15 protein-coding genes are annotated in these 14,125 nt (G+C 65.9%); 11 read left to right on the plus strand and 4 right to left on the minus strand.

Annotated elements, in window-relative coordinates:
* Positions 1 to 13: 13 nt before the first annotated feature.
* The 10 genes from bchL (at position 14) to NHN26_RS01315 (ending at position 7,965) form a co-directional block, all read left to right on the plus strand.
* On the plus strand, positions 14 to 910 hold the full coding sequence (bchL, locus tag NHN26_RS01270) for a ferredoxin:protochlorophyllide reductase (ATP-dependent) iron-sulfur ATP-binding protein (protein WP_132693530.1): 897 nt from the start codon (positions 14 to 16) through the stop codon (positions 908 to 910).
* Positions 911 to 923: 13 nt separating this feature from the next.
* Complete coding sequence (gene bchM, locus NHN26_RS01275; protein ID WP_253087712.1) at positions 924 to 1,607, plus strand: magnesium protoporphyrin IX methyltransferase; 684 nt, start codon at positions 924 to 926, stop codon at positions 1,605 to 1,607.
* Positions 1,604 to 3,043: a PucC family protein gene (locus tag NHN26_RS01280; protein WP_435594158.1), complete on the plus strand. Its 1,440-nt coding sequence runs from the start codon at positions 1,604 to 1,606 to the stop codon at positions 3,041 to 3,043. Before bchM ends, NHN26_RS01280 begins: the two co-directional genes overlap by 4 nt.
* Positions 3,044 to 3,060: 17 nt before the next feature.
* Positions 3,061 to 3,840 carry a photosynthetic reaction center subunit H gene (puhA, locus tag NHN26_RS01285; protein WP_253087714.1) on the plus strand — a complete coding sequence of 260 codons (780 nt, stop codon included), beginning with the start codon at positions 3,061 to 3,063 and terminating at the stop codon, positions 3,838 to 3,840.
* A 21-nt stretch (positions 3,841 to 3,861) separates the two neighbouring features.
* Positions 3,862 to 4,494, plus strand: a complete 633-nt coding sequence (puhB, locus tag NHN26_RS01290) for a photosynthetic complex putative assembly protein PuhB (RefSeq protein WP_253087715.1) — start codon at positions 3,862 to 3,864, stop codon at positions 4,492 to 4,494.
* 3 nt (positions 4,495 to 4,497) lie between these two features.
* Positions 4,498 to 4,968, plus strand: coding sequence for a photosynthetic complex assembly protein PuhC (puhC, locus tag NHN26_RS01295; protein ID WP_253087716.1), 471 nt, complete (start codon positions 4,498 to 4,500; stop codon positions 4,966 to 4,968).
* 51 nt (positions 4,969 to 5,019) lie between these two features.
* The gene (locus NHN26_RS01300; protein ID WP_132693524.1) at positions 5,020 to 5,316 is read left to right on the plus strand and encodes a hypothetical protein; all 297 of its coding nucleotides are present in this window, start codon (positions 5,020 to 5,022) and stop codon (positions 5,314 to 5,316) included.
* Positions 5,313 to 6,428: a magnesium-protoporphyrin IX monomethyl ester (oxidative) cyclase gene (acsF, locus tag NHN26_RS01305; RefSeq protein WP_253087717.1), complete on the plus strand. Its 1,116-nt coding sequence runs from the start codon at positions 5,313 to 5,315 to the stop codon at positions 6,426 to 6,428. Before NHN26_RS01300 ends, acsF begins: the two co-directional genes overlap by 4 nt.
* On the plus strand, positions 6,425 to 7,246 hold the full coding sequence (gene puhE / locus NHN26_RS01310; RefSeq protein ID WP_290442747.1) for a putative photosynthetic complex assembly protein PuhE: 822 nt from the start codon (positions 6,425 to 6,427) through the stop codon (positions 7,244 to 7,246). The genes acsF and puhE overlap by 4 nt, the downstream gene beginning before the upstream one ends.
* Positions 7,247 to 7,527: 281 nt before the next feature.
* Positions 7,528 to 7,965, plus strand: a complete 438-nt coding sequence (locus NHN26_RS01315; protein WP_253087718.1) for a c-type cytochrome — start codon at positions 7,528 to 7,530, stop codon at positions 7,963 to 7,965.
* Positions 7,966 to 8,037: 72 nt separating this feature from the next.
* Here the strand turns inward: NHN26_RS01315 and bchO are convergent, their stop codons facing one another.
* The 4 genes from bchO to NHN26_RS01335 are packed head-to-tail and all read right to left on the minus strand — an operon-like array spanning position 8,038 to position 12,426.
* Complete coding sequence (gene bchO, locus NHN26_RS01320; protein WP_253087719.1) at positions 8,038 to 8,904, minus strand: alpha/beta fold hydrolase BchO; 867 nt, start codon at positions 8,902 to 8,904, stop codon at positions 8,038 to 8,040.
* A gap of 9 nt (positions 8,905 to 8,913) precedes the next feature.
* The gene (locus tag NHN26_RS01325) at positions 8,914 to 10,620 is read right to left on the minus strand and encodes a magnesium chelatase subunit D (RefSeq protein ID WP_253087720.1); all 1,707 of its coding nucleotides are present in this window, start codon (positions 10,618 to 10,620) and stop codon (positions 8,914 to 8,916) included.
* The gene (gene bchI, locus NHN26_RS01330) at positions 10,607 to 11,620 is read right to left on the minus strand and encodes a magnesium chelatase ATPase subunit I (protein ID WP_253087721.1); all 1,014 of its coding nucleotides are present in this window, start codon (positions 11,618 to 11,620) and stop codon (positions 10,607 to 10,609) included. The genes NHN26_RS01325 and bchI overlap by 14 nt, the downstream gene beginning before the upstream one ends.
* On the minus strand, positions 11,617 to 12,426 hold the full coding sequence (locus NHN26_RS01335) for a spheroidene monooxygenase (RefSeq protein ID WP_253087722.1): 810 nt from the start codon (positions 12,424 to 12,426) through the stop codon (positions 11,617 to 11,619). The genes bchI and NHN26_RS01335 overlap by 4 nt, the downstream gene beginning before the upstream one ends.
* Positions 12,427 to 12,555: 129 nt before the next feature.
* On the opposite strand from NHN26_RS01335, the gene NHN26_RS01340 reads away from it, so the two are divergent.
* Complete coding sequence (locus NHN26_RS01340) at positions 12,556 to 14,124, plus strand: phytoene desaturase (RefSeq protein WP_253087723.1); 1,569 nt, start codon at positions 12,556 to 12,558, stop codon at positions 14,122 to 14,124.
* Position 14,125: the final 1 nt, after the last annotated feature.

Genomic DNA, 14,125 nt, shown 5'->3' on the forward strand with positions numbered 1-14,125 from the left:
ACGGAGGGAACCAATGAGCCCCAGAGACGAAATTCCGCTGCTGAGAGGCGAGGACGGCGAAGGCTCCGTCCAGGTCCATCAGGACGAGACGATGAAGATCGAGGGGGCCAAGGTCTTCTCGGTCTACGGCAAGGGCGGCATCGGCAAGTCGACGACATCGTCGAACCTGTCCGCGGCCTTTTCCATGCTGGGCAAGCGCGTGCTTCAGATCGGCTGCGACCCCAAGCATGATTCGACCTTCACCCTGACGGGCCACCTGCAACCCACGGTGATCGACGTCCTGAAAGAGGTCGATTTCCACCCCGAGGAACTGCGCCCCGAGGATTTCGTGACCGTGGGCTTCAACGGCGTGATGTGCGTCGAGGCCGGCGGCCCGCCCGCTGGCACCGGCTGCGGCGGCTATGTCGTGGGCCAGACGGTGAAACTCCTCAAACAGCACCACATGCTCGAAGATACCGACGTAGTGATCTTCGACGTGCTGGGAGACGTGGTCTGCGGGGGCTTCGCGGCGCCGTTGCAGCATGCCGACCGCGCGGTGATCGTGACGGCGAACGATTTTGACTCGATCTATGCGATGAACCGCATCATCGCCGCCGTTCAGGCCAAGTCCAAGAATTACAACGTGCGGCTCGCGGGCTGCATCGCGAACCGGTCCGAGGATACCGACCAGGTCGACAAGTATTGCAGCCGCGTCGGCTTCAAGCGGATCGCGCATATGCCGCTGGTCGACGCGATCCGGCGCTCGCGCCTGATGAAGAAGACGCTGTTCGAGATGCCCGATGACGAGGACATCGTGATGTGCCGCGCCGAGTATATCCGGGTGGCCGAGACGCTGTGGAACGGCACCGAACCGCTTGCGCCCGCGCCGCTGCCGGACCGCGAGATTTTCGAATTGCTCGGGTTCGATTGAGGAACGGCCGCAGATGGACAGCTACGCCAAGACCCGAGAACGGCTGGAACACTACTTCGATCGCACGGCGTCGAAGACCTGGGAAAGGCTGACCTCGGACGCGCCCGTTTCACGCATCCGCCAGACGGTGCGCGAGGGACGCGACCAGATGCGCGCGGCGATGCTCGCGCGCCTGCCCGATGACCTGAGCGGCAGGCGCGTGCTCGATGCCGGTTGCGGCGCCGGTCCGATGACGCTGGAACTGGTCAAGAAGGGAGCCGAGGTCGTCGCCTGCGACATCTCGCAAAGCCTTCTTGATGTTGCGAAAAGCCGCATCCCGGACAAATACCACCGGCAGATCACCTTTGTCGCCGGCGACATGCTGTCCGACCGGCTGGGCAGTTTCGACTACGTCATGGCGATGGACAGCCTGATCCACTACAAGGCGGCCGATATCGCGGCGGCGCTGGGCCGCCTTGCGCCCCGGACCCGCGGCAAGATCGTCTTCACCGTCGCGCCCAAGACCCCGCTTCTGTCGGTCATGCATGTGACCGGCAAGCTGTTCCCGCGCTCCGACCGCTCGCCGCGGATCATTCCCCATTCCGAGGCCCGGATCGCGAGCGCGCTGCGCAAGGCGGGCGTCAAGGGCCATCTGCGGCCGGTGCATCGGGTCGCGCGGGGCTTTTATATCAGCCAGGCGATGGAGCTGGACCCTTGATCATCGGCGCCCGCAGAATGGCTCAACTGAGCCTGCGCTACCTGCCCTTCGCGGACGCGGTGTCCGACGACTTCCCGCTGCGCCAGATCCTGCGGCTGTCGCTGTTCCAGGTCTCGGTCGGCATGGCCACGGTCATGCTGCTGGGCACGCTGAACCGGGTGATGATCGTCGAGCTGTCGATCCCGGCCACGATGGTCGCGATCATGATCGCGCTGCCGGTGATGACGGCGCCGTTCCGGGCGCTGCTGGGCTTCAAGTCCGACAATTACCGCTCGGCCATCGGCTGGAAGCGCATTCCCTACATGTGGTTCGGCACGCTCTGGCAGATGGGCGGGCTGGCGATCATGCCCTTCGCGCTGATCGTGCTGTCGGGGGACCAGACGCTGGGACCGGCCTGGGCGGGCGAGGTTCTGGCCGGCATCGCCTTCCTGATGACCGGGCTTGGTATCCACATGACCCAGACCGTGGGCCTTGCGCTCGCGTCCGACCGGGCCACCGACGAGACCCGCCCGCGGGTGGTGGCGCTGCTCTACGTCATGTTCCTCGTGGGCATGGGCGTGTCGGCCGTGGTGATCGGCTGGTTGCTTCGGGATTTCAGCCAGTTGACCCTGATCCGGGTCGTGCAGGGTGCCGCCGTTGCAACCGTCGTGCTGAACCTCGTCGCGCTCTGGAAACAGGAGCCGATGAACCCCATGAGCAAGGAAGAGCGGTCCACCCGCCCGCCCAGCTTCGGCGATGCCTGGGCGGATTTCCTGCGCGGTGGACGGGCCGGCCGGTTGCTGGCGGTGGTGGCCTTGGGCACGCTGGCCTTCAACATGCAGGACGTGCTGCTTGAACCCTATGGCGGTCAGGTTCTCGGCCTGCCGGTCGGCACGACCACGCTTCTGACCGGCACCTGGGCGGCGGGGGCGCTTCTGGGCTTCGGGCTGGCCGCGCGCTGGCTCAGCCAGGGCATGAACCTCTATCGCATGGGCGCGACCGGGATCCTGTCGGGGATCGGCGCCTTCACGCTGGTGATCCTGTCGGGGCCGCTCGGCTCGGTGCCTCTGTTCTTCCTGGGCGCGGGCGCGATCGGTTTCGGCGGCGGTCTTTTCGCGGTGGCGACGCTGACGGCCGCGATGTCTCTGCCGGCCGATGCCAAGGCGGGGCGCGGGCTTGCGCTGGGCGCCTGGGGCGCGGCGCAGGCCACGGCCGCGGGGCTTGCCGTGGCGGCGGGCGGCACGCTGCGCGATGTCGTGAATCACTTTGCGCTTTCGGGCGCGTTTGGCGCGGGGCTCGAAACCCCGGCCACCGGATACGCGGCGGTCTACCACATTGAGATCGTCCTGCTGTTCGTGACACTCATGGTTCTGGGGCCGCTGGTGCGGCCACAGGACGGCAACCATCCCAACAGGGATTCCTCGGCCAAGATCGGGCTGGCCGACTTCCCAACCTGACCCGGAGGACCGAACCCATGGTCAACGCATTTTTCGGAAACTTCGATCTTGCCAGTCTGTCCATCTGGTCATTCTGGCTGTTCTTCGCGGGGCTGGTGTTCTACCTCCAGCGCGCGAACATGCATGAGGGCTATCCGCTCGAAGACGAGATGGGCAAGCCCGCCCCGAACCAGGGCCTGTTCTGGGTCCCCGAGAAGAAGACCTTCAAGCTGCCGCATGGCCAGGGCGACCTGACGGTTCCCAACCTGCTGACCGATCCGCGCAACAAGGATCTGCCGCTGAAGAAGATGACCAAGAACAACGGTTATCCGCTTGAGCCCACCGGCGATCCGATGGTGGACGGCGTCGGCCCGGCCTCGTGGTGCGCCCGCAAGGACGAGCCGGAACTGGACGGCCGCGGCCATCCCAAGATCCAGCCGATGGCGGCGCTTGGTGGCTTCAAGGTGTCGGCCGGGCGCGACCCGCGCGGCATGACCGTGATCGCCGGTGACGGCGAGGCGGTGGGCAAGATCGTCGACATGTGGATCGACGAGCCCGAGCAACTGGTGCGCTATCTCGAGGTCGAACTGGACGAGGCCCATGGTGGCGGACGCCGTCTGATCCCGATGCAGGTCGCCGTCATCAGCTGGTTCAAGCCCCAGGTGGGTGTGCGCCTGATCTATGGCAAGCACTTCGCCGGCGTGCCGACCATCAAGTCGGCCAACAAGGTGACCAAGCTGGAGGAAGAGAAGATTTGCGCCTACTATGCCGGTGGCACGCTTTACGCCGACCCGGCGCGGCAGGAACCGCAACTCTAAACCCGAGGAGCGAACGGACGCATGTCCCACGACGATTTCGACGTCGAGCCCATCAAGGGCCTGCCCGAGCATCTGCCGGAGGGGGAACACATCCTCTGGCAGGGTTCGCCCGACTGGTGGGTTCTGGCCCGCGAGAGCCTCGCGCTTTACTGGGTCGGCGGCTATTTCGTCGTGCTCTACCTCTGGCGTGTGATCGTCGCCACCGAGACGATGTCTCTGCCCCAGGCGGCGGTCGCTTCCTCGTTCTTCCTGGTCCTGGGGGCCGTGGTCTGCGCCTTGCTCGCGGTCACGTCCCTCGTCCAGGCAAAGGCGGCGGTCTACACGGTCACCAATCGCAGGGTCGCCCTGCGGATTGGCGCGGCGCTCACGATGACGCTGAATCTGCCCTATACCTGGATCGGGAACGCCAATCTCGACCTCCGGAAATCCGGAACCGGGACGATCGCCTTCGAACTGATGGGAACGACCCGGTTTTCCTACCTTCTGTGCTGGCCTCATGTCCGTCCCTGGCGGATTGCCCGCACGGAACCCGCGTTCCGCTGCATCCCTGACGCGGCGAAGGTCGCAAGGCTGATCGCCGAAGCCGCGGAAACGCGGGTTTCCGAACCCAAGATCGCGCGCGTCCCGGACGAAGACGCGCTGGCAGCGGAGTAGCCAATGGCCGCCACCGACCCCCAGAAGCGCCCGCGGAAGACCGACGGGATGGAAAAGATCCCGCCGATCATGATCAAGGCCATGTTCGGCATGGTTCTGCTTGCGCTTGTGATGGTGACCTGGGCGCGTCTGACGGACAAGCCGCTGTCGGCCCTTCCCGACCAGAACGCGCCGATTGCCATCGAACGTCAGATCGTGATCGAGGGCAGCAATTCGGGCCGGGCCACGGTCTACGATATCGATGGCAACATCATTCGCGAATTCGGACCCCTCGAAGGGGGGTTCATCTCCGGCATCTGGCGGGTGCTGCGGCATGAGCGCGGCAAGATCGACGCGCCTCTCGACGCGCCTGTCAGGCTCGTCCGCTACGAAAGCGGGCGGCTCTCCCTGTACGACGACCTGACCGGTTGGCGTGCGGAACTGATCGGCTTCGGTGCCGATAACGCGGCAGCTTTCGCGCGGCTGCTGGATTGACCGGGAGGATTGGGAACATGGGTCCTCCCACAAAAAACAGGGAACCAGGAAATGGGACTTTTTACACGAGAGAAGGAGACCGCACCCTGCACGGTTGAGGTTTCCCACAAGTTCGAGAGCCTCCACGCTCATGTGCGGTTCAACAACGGGGCCGTCGTCCACCCGGGCGACGAGGTTCTCGTGCACGGCCCCGAGATCATGGCCCCCTATGGCGAGGTCGTGACAGAGGATCGCGTGGCCACCATCACTCGCGCCTCGGCCGTCGAGCGTCTGTGGACGCGGCTGACCGGCGATCTGGAAGTCATGGAGCTCTGCGAGTTCTCCTTTTCCGAGGAGGCCACGCTGTGAACGTCCATACCGCCGATGCCGCCACCGTCGAAGAGGGCCTTGCCATCCAGGAGGCCCAGGCCGTCCTCGACAGCGAAAGCGCAACCGCGGTCGCCATGCAGGACACCCTGCTGACCCCGCGCTTCTACACCACCGATTTCGACGAGCTTGACGCGATCGACGTCACCCCCGTCCGCAAGGACTGGGACCAGCTCATCGAGGAAATGAAGGCCGACCCGAACAAGGGCCACTTCAAGAAGGACGAGAACTGGGACCATGTCGACTGGGACGGCATGGACCCCGAATTACGCAAGGAATTCATCGACTTCCTGATCTCCTCCTGCACGGCCGAGTTCTCGGGCTGCGTGCTTTACAAGGAGATGAAGCGGCGCGGCAAGAACCAGGACATCACCGAGCTGTTCCAGCTGATGGCGCGCGACGAGGCGCGGCATGCGGGCTTCATCAACGACGCGCTGCGCGAGGCGGGGATCGCGGTGAACCTGGGCTTTCTCACGCAGAAGAAGAAATACACCCATTTCCGCCCCAAGTTCATCTACTACGCCACCTACCTGAGCGAAAAGATCGGCTACGCCCGCTACATCACGATCTACCGCCATCTCGAGGCGCATCCCGACAAGCGGTTCCACCCGATCTTCAAGTGGTTCCGCGAGTGGTGCAATGACGAGTTCCGCCATGGCGAGGCCTTCGCCCTGCTGATGAAGACCGATCCGAAACTGACCTCGGGCATCAATGTCTGGTGGATCAAGTTCTTCCTGACCGCGGTCTATGCCACGATGTATGTCCGCGACCACCAACGCCCGGCCTTTCACAAGGCGCTGGACGTCGATACCGACTGGTATGGGCAGGAGGTGTTCCGCAAGACGTCGGAACTGTCGAAACAGGTCTTCCCGATCACCCTCGACATCGACCACCCGCGCTGGATGAAGGGGCTCAAGGCCCTTCAGTTGGCCTCGGTCCAGGTCGACCGGGCGAAAAAGGCGGGCGGCGTGGGCGGCAAGCTCTCGCAATGGGCCGGCAGCGCCCGGGCGGCATGGGCCTTTGCCATGCTCTTCACGATCCCGGCGAAGAAACATCAGGTCCCCGTGAAGACCAGACTGGAGCCCGTCTATTGATCGAGTCGGCCTGGTTCGCGGCGCTCGCGGCGCTTTTCATCTGGTGGTTCTCCACCGGAGCGATCCTCGTGGTCGTGCGCCGGGCCGAGCATCGCGGGCGCCTGGCGCATCTGCGCGCCACGATCGTGGCCCTGCCCCTTCTTGGGGGCGGGGTCCTGCTCTACGAGTTGACCCGGTACATGGAAACGGCGGGCGCCTCCTATCTGGCGTTCCTCGCGGCCCTCGCGATCTGGGGCTGGGTCGAGCTGGCCTTCCTGACCGGGGTGATCACGGGCCCGAACACCACCCATTGCCACGAAGAGGCGCGCGGCTGGGAACGCTTCATGCGGGCCTATGGCACGATCGCGTATCACGAGACGCTGCTGGTGGTGATCCTGTTCGTGATGCTCGTGACGACATACGATTCGCCGAACACGGTGGGCCTGTGGACCTTCATCGTGCTGTTCTTCGCGCGCATCTCGGCCAAGCTGAACCTGTTTCTCGGCGTGCCCAAGATCAATGTCGAATTCCTGCCCACACCGCTTGCGCATCTGCCCAGCCATTTCCGCATCTCGCGCCTGAACTGGCTGTTCCCGTTCTCCGTCTCGTTCCTGACCTTCGCCGTCTATTGCTGGCTCGAACGGATGGTCTCCGTATCCGCCCCGCATGAGGTCGTGGGCTTCGCGTTGTTGTCCGCGATCACGGCGCTTGCGCTGCTGGAGCATTGGCTGATGGTCCTGCCGCTGCCCGACGAAAAGCTCTGGCGCTGGATGCTGCCTGCGCGCAAGGACGCGCCCGAAAAGCCCGAGATTCGGCGAAAGGATCTGCGCGGGATTTAGGGCGGTCCGCCTCGGATCATCCGGCAGGGCGGACTGCGACAACATGTCGCCGGGGCAGCAGATTCCGCGTCAATGCGGCGCGCCGGACCGGCAATGGCGCCGCGACGCGACCATTAGAACCGCTCTAAGATCAAACCGCGACCTTCTTGCGCCCATCGCGGCGATTTGGTGGCCTGTTCCGCCGCTGCGGGACATCATTGCGGGTTGACAGGTATTTGCTTTGACCTTGAAAAAACCGCACCCCATGGTATGCAGCGACCATTCGAGTCAGGGAGAGACTAATGAAGAACCAGTTCGCTCTTGCCGCGGCCGCAGCCCTCGTCGCGGGGCCGGTGTTCGCCCAGGAGGCTTCCGGTAATGCCGAGGCCGGCGAGAAGGCGTTCCGCCAGTGCATCACCTGCCATGTCGTCGTGAACGAAGCAGGCGAAACCCTTGCCGGTCGCGTCGCCAAGGTTGGCCCCAACCTCTACAAGGTGCCCGGCCGTCACGCCGGCGAGGTCGAGGACTTCAAGTATTCCGCGTCGATGACAGCGGCCGGCGAGAAGGGCCTTGTCTGGACCGAAGAGGAATTCGTCAAGTACACCTTGGACCCCACCGGCTACCTGCGCGAATTTCTTGGCGACAGCAGCGCGCGCGGTGCGATGACTCACAAGGTCCGCAAGGAAGACGAGGCGGTGGATATCTACGCCTATCTCGTCAGCCTGGGCGTGCACGACTGAGCCTGAAGCACAGGGCAGGGTGAAAGGGCCGCCAGGGCAAGCCGGGCGGCCCTTTCCTTTTCACCCGCCCGTTCATCCGAGATGCGCGGTCAGAAAGGCCGAAATCAGCGCGGTGACGTCTTCGGGTGATTCCTCATGGGCGAGGTGGCCCAGCCCCGGCATCCGGACGATCTCGGCCCGCGGCAGCCGCGCGGCGGCCCGGGCCGAGGATGCGGGCGGTACGGCGCGGTCGGTCTCGCCAACCAGTAGCAGCGTCGGAACCTCGATCCCCGGCAGATCGTGCCAAAGACCGTCCAGCGTCCACTGCGCCACCATGGCCAGCGTCGCGTCGGTGTGGTTCCGGTCCGCCACCAGCCGCCGGTAAAGCGCCAGCCCCTCGGGCGAGATCCGGCTGCCGATCCCCGCGATCATGTATTCGACACCCGTGGCGTTCCCCAGCCAGCGCGAGATCTCCGAGGCCGAGAACGGGTTGAGCGCCATCATCCGCGCCATCATCGGGAACAGCCATCCGGCCATGCCCTTGAAATTCTCCACCGCGGCATTGATCCCGACGATGGCCTTGGGCGGGCGCTTCAGGTCGCGCACCAGCCGCAGCGCCAGCGCCGCCCCCGCCGAATGGCCCACGATCGCGTCGGGCAACAGCCCCTCGCCATCCAGAAGCGCCGCGATGTCCTGGCTCATGGAATCGAGCCCGCAGCGCTGCCGTGCGCCCATCCGGGTAAAGCCCTGCCCGGGCAGGTCCAGCGCGACGACATGGTAATGCCGCGCGAGGATCGGGAAGACGTCGCGCCAGCTATGGGTGGCGCCGCCCGTGCCATGCAGCAGCAGCACGACCGGCCCCACGCCCGCCTCCTGGATATGCCAGTAATGCGGGCGGTGGCGGACGAAGCGGGAATGCTCCCGGTTCGGCCAGTCGCTTCCGTCCCGGGTCCAGTCCATAGGGCACCTCTAGGCGTCGAGGGCGGCCGACACGGCAGAGGACAGCCGGTTCGCATCGGCCCTTGGCAACGGAATGTAGGGGGCGCCCAGCGTATCGGCCAGCGCCTTGAGCGACCGTTCGGGCCGCTGGCCCATGTCGATCACCATCGAGGGGAAGCCCTGCAACCGGATCGCAGTGGCCATGCGCTCGGCATCCTCGCCCGCCAGCGTCCGGTTGGCCGACCCGTCCAGCGCGATATTGGCCCGCCCGTCGGTCAGCAGCGCCACGGTGGGCGTCATGCCGCGCCCCTTGGACTGGATCGCGACCTCCAGCGCCACCTTCAGCCCCGCGGCCAGCGGCGTGCCACCGCCGCCGGGCAGGGCCGCCAGCCGCCGCTTAGTCTGCACCAGCGACCGCGTGGGCGGCAGCAGCAGTTCCGCCCCTTCGTTACGAAAGGCCACCAGCGCGACATGGTCGCGCCGCGCATAGGCTTCGGCCAGTAGCAGTTCGACCGCGCCCTTGGCCTCGGCCAGCCGGGTCATCGCGGCCGAGCCCGAGGCGTCCACCACGAAGATCAGCAGCCGGTCGGATTTCTCCTCGAACCGCTTGATGCGGAAATCGTCGGACCGGATGTGCAGCGACCGCTCGAACCGGCTTTCCTGCTTGCGGATCGTCTGCCACGGTGCGGCCGCGCGCAGGGTCGAGATCACGTCCAGCCGCGCGCCGGTTTCCAGCCGCCCGCGCCGCGAGGGGATCGGCCGTCCGCGCCGGTTGCCCTTGCGCTTGGCACCCGCGCCGGAATTGCCGCCGCCGCCCCGGTTGGCCCGTTTCGCCGCCAGCATCGCCAGAAGGTCGGCGGGCAGGGTGGCCTTGGCGGCCTCCAGCAGGATGTCCTGCAAGGGCAGATCGTCCAGCGACTGGCCCTCGCCCTCGTCCTGCTCGCCCTTTTCGGGTTCCGGCTCGGGCGGGGGCTGGTCGGGCGGTTGTTCGGGGGGCTGGTCGTCTTCGGCCTCGGGAAACTGGGTCGCGCGGGGCGCCAGCACCAGTTCCACCGCCGCTTTCAGGTCGTCCACGCCCACCTCGTCATTGCCCGCGATGGCGGCCAGGGCGCGTGCGGTGCGCAGCGCCAGCATGGGCGCGCGCAGGCTGTGAACACCCAGCCGCACGGCCAGCAGCGTCAGATCCTCCAGCACACTCGCCGACACGCGGATCCGCGGTAGCCGGGCGCGCGCCTCGGCCAGCGCCGCCTGGTCCAGCACGATCCGGTCGGTCTCGCCCCAGGGCAGGGCGTCCAGATCGACATGCAGCGCCAGCCGGTCGGTCAGCGCCTCGGGCAGCGTCTCGCCGGGCTCGGCGCCCTCGTCCAGCGCGATCAGGCAATGCCCGGTCCCCTGGTCCAGCGCGCCCGCCAGCCGTGCGGCCAGGCCCGGCTGGGTGCGTTCGGCCATCGGCAGGACCAGCACGGCCGGCTGGGCCAGCAGGCCCGCCCGTTCCACCAGCTTGCCCGAAGAGAGCGTCGCGGTCAGGTCGATGCTGCCGAACAGCTGATCGTCGCCGATGGACGGATGAAGCCGTTTCAGCGGCAGGGGAAGCCCCCCCAGCGCCTCGGTCACGCGGTCGCGGACGGGGCCGGACCGCGCGCGCAGCCACAGCCCCCCCAGCCCCACCGGATCGACGGCCAGCGCGTTCAGGCCGACCTCGACCCGGGTCCAGACGGAATTGTCAGGCAGGCTCACCCAGCACCTCGTCGACGACCCGGGCAACGCGCGTGGTGGACCCCGCCTCGTCCAGCGGATCGCGCCGCAACCGGTGGCGCAGCGCCGATGGCGCGACCTTGCGCACATGCTCGCGGTTGACCTTGTCGGCCCCCTCGAAGGCAGCCAGCGCGCGCGCGGCCTTGAGCAGCGTGAGTTCGCCCCTCAGCCCGTCCGAGCCCAGCGCAAGGCAGAGTTCCGCACAGTCGCGCAGCACGTCGTCCGAGCTTTCCATGGTCTTCAGATGCGCCCGCGCGGCAAGGATCCGGTCGCGCAGCTCCGCGTCGGCCGGGCGCCATTTCTCCATGAACGTCTCGAAATCGGTCTCGTAGGTGTCGCGCCGACGGATCACCTCGATCCGCGTGTCGACATCCTTGGGCGAGACCACCTCGACCGACAGGCCGAAGCGGTCCAGCAATTGCGGGCGCAACTCGCCCTCCTCGGGGTTGCCGGACCCGACGAGCACGAAGCGCGCCGGGTGCCGGATCGACAGCCCTTCCCGTTCCACCACGTTCTCGCCCGACTGGGCGACGTCAAGAAGCAGGTCGACGATATGATCCTCCAGCAGGTTCACCTCGTCGATATAGAGGTAGCCCCTGTTGGCCCGCGCCAGAAGGCCCGGCTCGAACGCCTTGATGCCCGAGGACAGCGCCTTCTCGATGTCCAGCGCGCCCACGACCCGGTCCTCGGTCACGCCCAGCGGCAGGTCCACCACCGGCGTGGGCCGCGTCACGATCGCGGCCGAGGTCAGATGCGCCCATTCCGGGCACTGATCGCGCGAGGGCGAATTCACCGGACAGCTTTCCACCGCCTGGATCGGCGGCAGAAGGGCTGCCAGCGCGCGGACGGCGGTCGATTTGCCGGTGCCGCGGTCGCCGAACACAAGAACGCCGCCGATCCCCGGGTCGATTGCCGTGAGGATCATCGCCTGCTTCATCTCCTCCTGCCCGACGATGGCGGAGAAGGGAAAGGGTTGTCTCATGCAGTCTCTTTCGATTTCCTGGGCGCCTTGGACTTGCCCGGCGCCGCCTTGTCCGTCGATGTCTCGGCCTTGGGTTGGGCCTTGGTCTCGGGCGCCGGCTTCGGTGCATCCAGCCGCTTCAGCGGGCTCCCGCCTTCCCAACTACCCTCTTCTTCGAGGATGTTGAAGCGCGCATACAGCTCTTCCTTGAACCAGTTGCCTTCACGGACATGCTGCACCGCGCGGCCATGCGGACAATCGCCATGGGCAAAGGATGTCATCTCGCGCTTGTCGTTCCACAGCGAGAAGGTCACCTGCTGCACCCAGGGCACCTCGGCCATGCCGATATGGAAGGCGCAGTTCGGGTGTTCGGCCACCAGCGACTGGATCTGCGGCACCTCGGCCCAGAATTTCAGCGCGATGGGCAGCTTGACGGTGGCGCGCGTCAGCACCGCCATCTTGCCGTTTGCGTCGGGCTTTTCGGTGACCCGCAGCGGCTCGACGCCGGACCACAACCCCTTGGCCGAGATCGGCGTCAGGTAGATCGTGTAGGTCTCGCAGGAATGGCTGCGCAGCATGCGATGGGTGATGCTTTCCTTCAGCCCCTTCTTCGCGGTCGCCATGTCCGGCCAGACGCACAGGATCGCGTTCACGTCGACATTGGGCTTGGGGTTGAAACCCGCGTCCGAACCCGTGCCGAGCATCTTGAAAAATTCCAGCCCCGGCACATTCTTCAGCGCGAAGCGGCCGCGCGCCATCTGGCTGAGCGCCTCGAGTCGGGACGCCCAGTTGTTGTAACGGAAGAAGCTGATGGTGACGACTTGCATTGGCGATTCTCCTTCGCAGCTGTCGTTCGTCTATGTCAGTTCGAGGTGCGACCGAAAGGGACATGACGCACCCGGCGCGCATCCGGTAGAAGCATTGTAAACTAAACTAGACAGGTTTAACCTAGCGACATGATGACACGAGTTGATCCCGCCCTGGCGGAGGAAGCAGTCCGGGCCGCTGGTCCGCATGCGGTCGTGATCGGGGCGGGGCTTGGCGGTCTCGCCGCGGCCATGCGCCTTGGCGCCAAGGGCTATCGCGTCACAGTGATCGACAAGCTCGACGTGCCCGGCGGGCGCGGCTCGGCGGTCTGGCAGGACGGCCATCGCTTCGACCTTGGCCCGACCATCGTGACGGTCCCGCAGATCTTCCGCTCGCTCTGGGAGGTTTGCGGGCGCGATTTCGACAAGGACGTCAAGCTGGTCCCGATGGATCCGTTCTACGAGATCGTCTTCCCCGACGGCGAACGATTCCGCGCGCAGCAGGATACCGACGGCATGCGCGCCGAGGTGGCCCGCCTGTCGCCCTCGGACCTGGCGGGCTATGACCAGTTCCTGAAGGACAGCGAGAAACGCTACTGGTTCGGCTTCGAGAATCTCGGCCGCAAACCGATGCACAAGTGGATGGACCTGGTGAAGGTGTTGCATATCTTCGGGATGCTGCGCGCCGACAAGTCGGTCTATGCCCATGCCGCCAGCCGGGTAAAGGACGAACGCCTGCGCATGGCGCTGTCCTTCCATCCGCTGTTCATCGGCGGCGATCCGTTCAACGTGACCTCGATGTATATCCTCGTCAGCTACCTCGAGAAGGAATTCGGGGTGCATTACGCGATGGGTGGCGTTGCCGCGATTGCCAAGGCCATGGCCGATGTGATCGAGGGGCAGGGCGGACTCATGCGCCTTGGCACCGAGGTGGACGAGATCCTTGTCGAACGGCAGCCTTACGCGCACAAGGTCACGGGCGTGCGCCTCGCCTCGGGCGAGGTGGTCAAGGCCGATATCGTGGTCTCGAACGCCGATTCGGGGTTCACCTACAACACGCTTCTCAGAAACCACCGCCGCTGGCGCTGGACCGACGAATCGCTGGCGAAGAAACGCTGGTCGATGGGCCTGTTCGTCTGGTATTTCGGGACGAAGGGAACGCGGGGGATGTGGAAGGACGTGGGCCATCACACGGTTCTGAACGGCCCGCGCTACAAGGGCCTCGTCAAGGACATCTTCTTCCACCAGGAAAAGCTGTGCGATGACATGAGCCTTTACATCCACCGGCCCAGCGTCACCGACCCCAGCGCCGCGCCCGAGGGCGACGACACCTTCTATGCGCTCTCGCCGGTGCCCAACCTGCATACCGACAGCCCCGTCGACTGGAAGGCCAATGGCGAACGCTATCGCCAGGCGGTGCAGGATTTCATGGAAGACAAGCTGATGCCGGGACTGGGCAAGCATGTCTCCACCAGCCTGTTCTTCACGCCCGAGGATTTCCGCGACCGCTACCTCTCGCCCTATGGCGCGGGCTTCTCGCTGGAGCCGCGCATCTTCCAGAGCGCGAATTTCCGCCCCCACAACATCTCGGAGGAGGTCGACGGCCTTTACATGGTCGGTGCCGGCACCCATCCCGGCGCGGGCCTGCCCAGCGTGATCACCTCGGCCGAGGTGATGGCCGGGCTGGTGCCGGACGCCGCCCCCGTGACGGCAGGCTGAG

Source organism: Rhodovulum tesquicola (assembly GCF_024128855.1).
GTDB classification, from domain to species: Bacteria; Pseudomonadota; Alphaproteobacteria; order Rhodobacterales; family Rhodobacteraceae; genus Rhodovulum; species Rhodovulum tesquicola.

Bases quoted from the DNA above. Each gene is read 5' to 3' on its own strand.
- puhA (WP_253087714.1), top strand. From the start codon at position 3,061: ATGGTCAACGCATTTTTCGGAAACTTCGATCTTGCCAGTCTGTCCATC.
- bchI (WP_253087721.1), bottom strand. From the start codon at position 11,620: ATGAGACAACCCTTTCCCTTCTCCGCCATCGTCGGGCAGGAGGAGATG.
- puhC (WP_253087716.1), top strand. From the start codon at position 4,498: ATGGCCGCCACCGACCCCCAGAAGCGCCCGCGGAAGACCGACGGGATG.
- puhB (WP_253087715.1), top strand. From the start codon at position 3,862: ATGTCCCACGACGATTTCGACGTCGAGCCCATCAAGGGCCTGCCCGAG.
- bchM (WP_253087712.1), top strand. From the start codon at position 924: ATGGACAGCTACGCCAAGACCCGAGAACGGCTGGAACACTACTTCGAT.
- bchL (WP_132693530.1), top strand. From the start codon at position 14: ATGAGCCCCAGAGACGAAATTCCGCTGCTGAGAGGCGAGGACGGCGAA.
- NHN26_RS01315 (WP_253087718.1), top strand. From the start codon at position 7,528: ATGAAGAACCAGTTCGCTCTTGCCGCGGCCGCAGCCCTCGTCGCGGGG.
- NHN26_RS01340 (WP_253087723.1), top strand. From the start codon at position 12,556: ATGATGACACGAGTTGATCCCGCCCTGGCGGAGGAAGCAGTCCGGGCC.
- NHN26_RS01335 (WP_253087722.1), bottom strand. From the start codon at position 12,426: ATGCAAGTCGTCACCATCAGCTTCTTCCGTTACAACAACTGGGCGTCC.
- bchO (WP_253087719.1), bottom strand. From the start codon at position 8,904: ATGGACTGGACCCGGGACGGAAGCGACTGGCCGAACCGGGAGCATTCC.
- NHN26_RS01300 (WP_132693524.1), top strand. From the start codon at position 5,020: ATGGGACTTTTTACACGAGAGAAGGAGACCGCACCCTGCACGGTTGAG.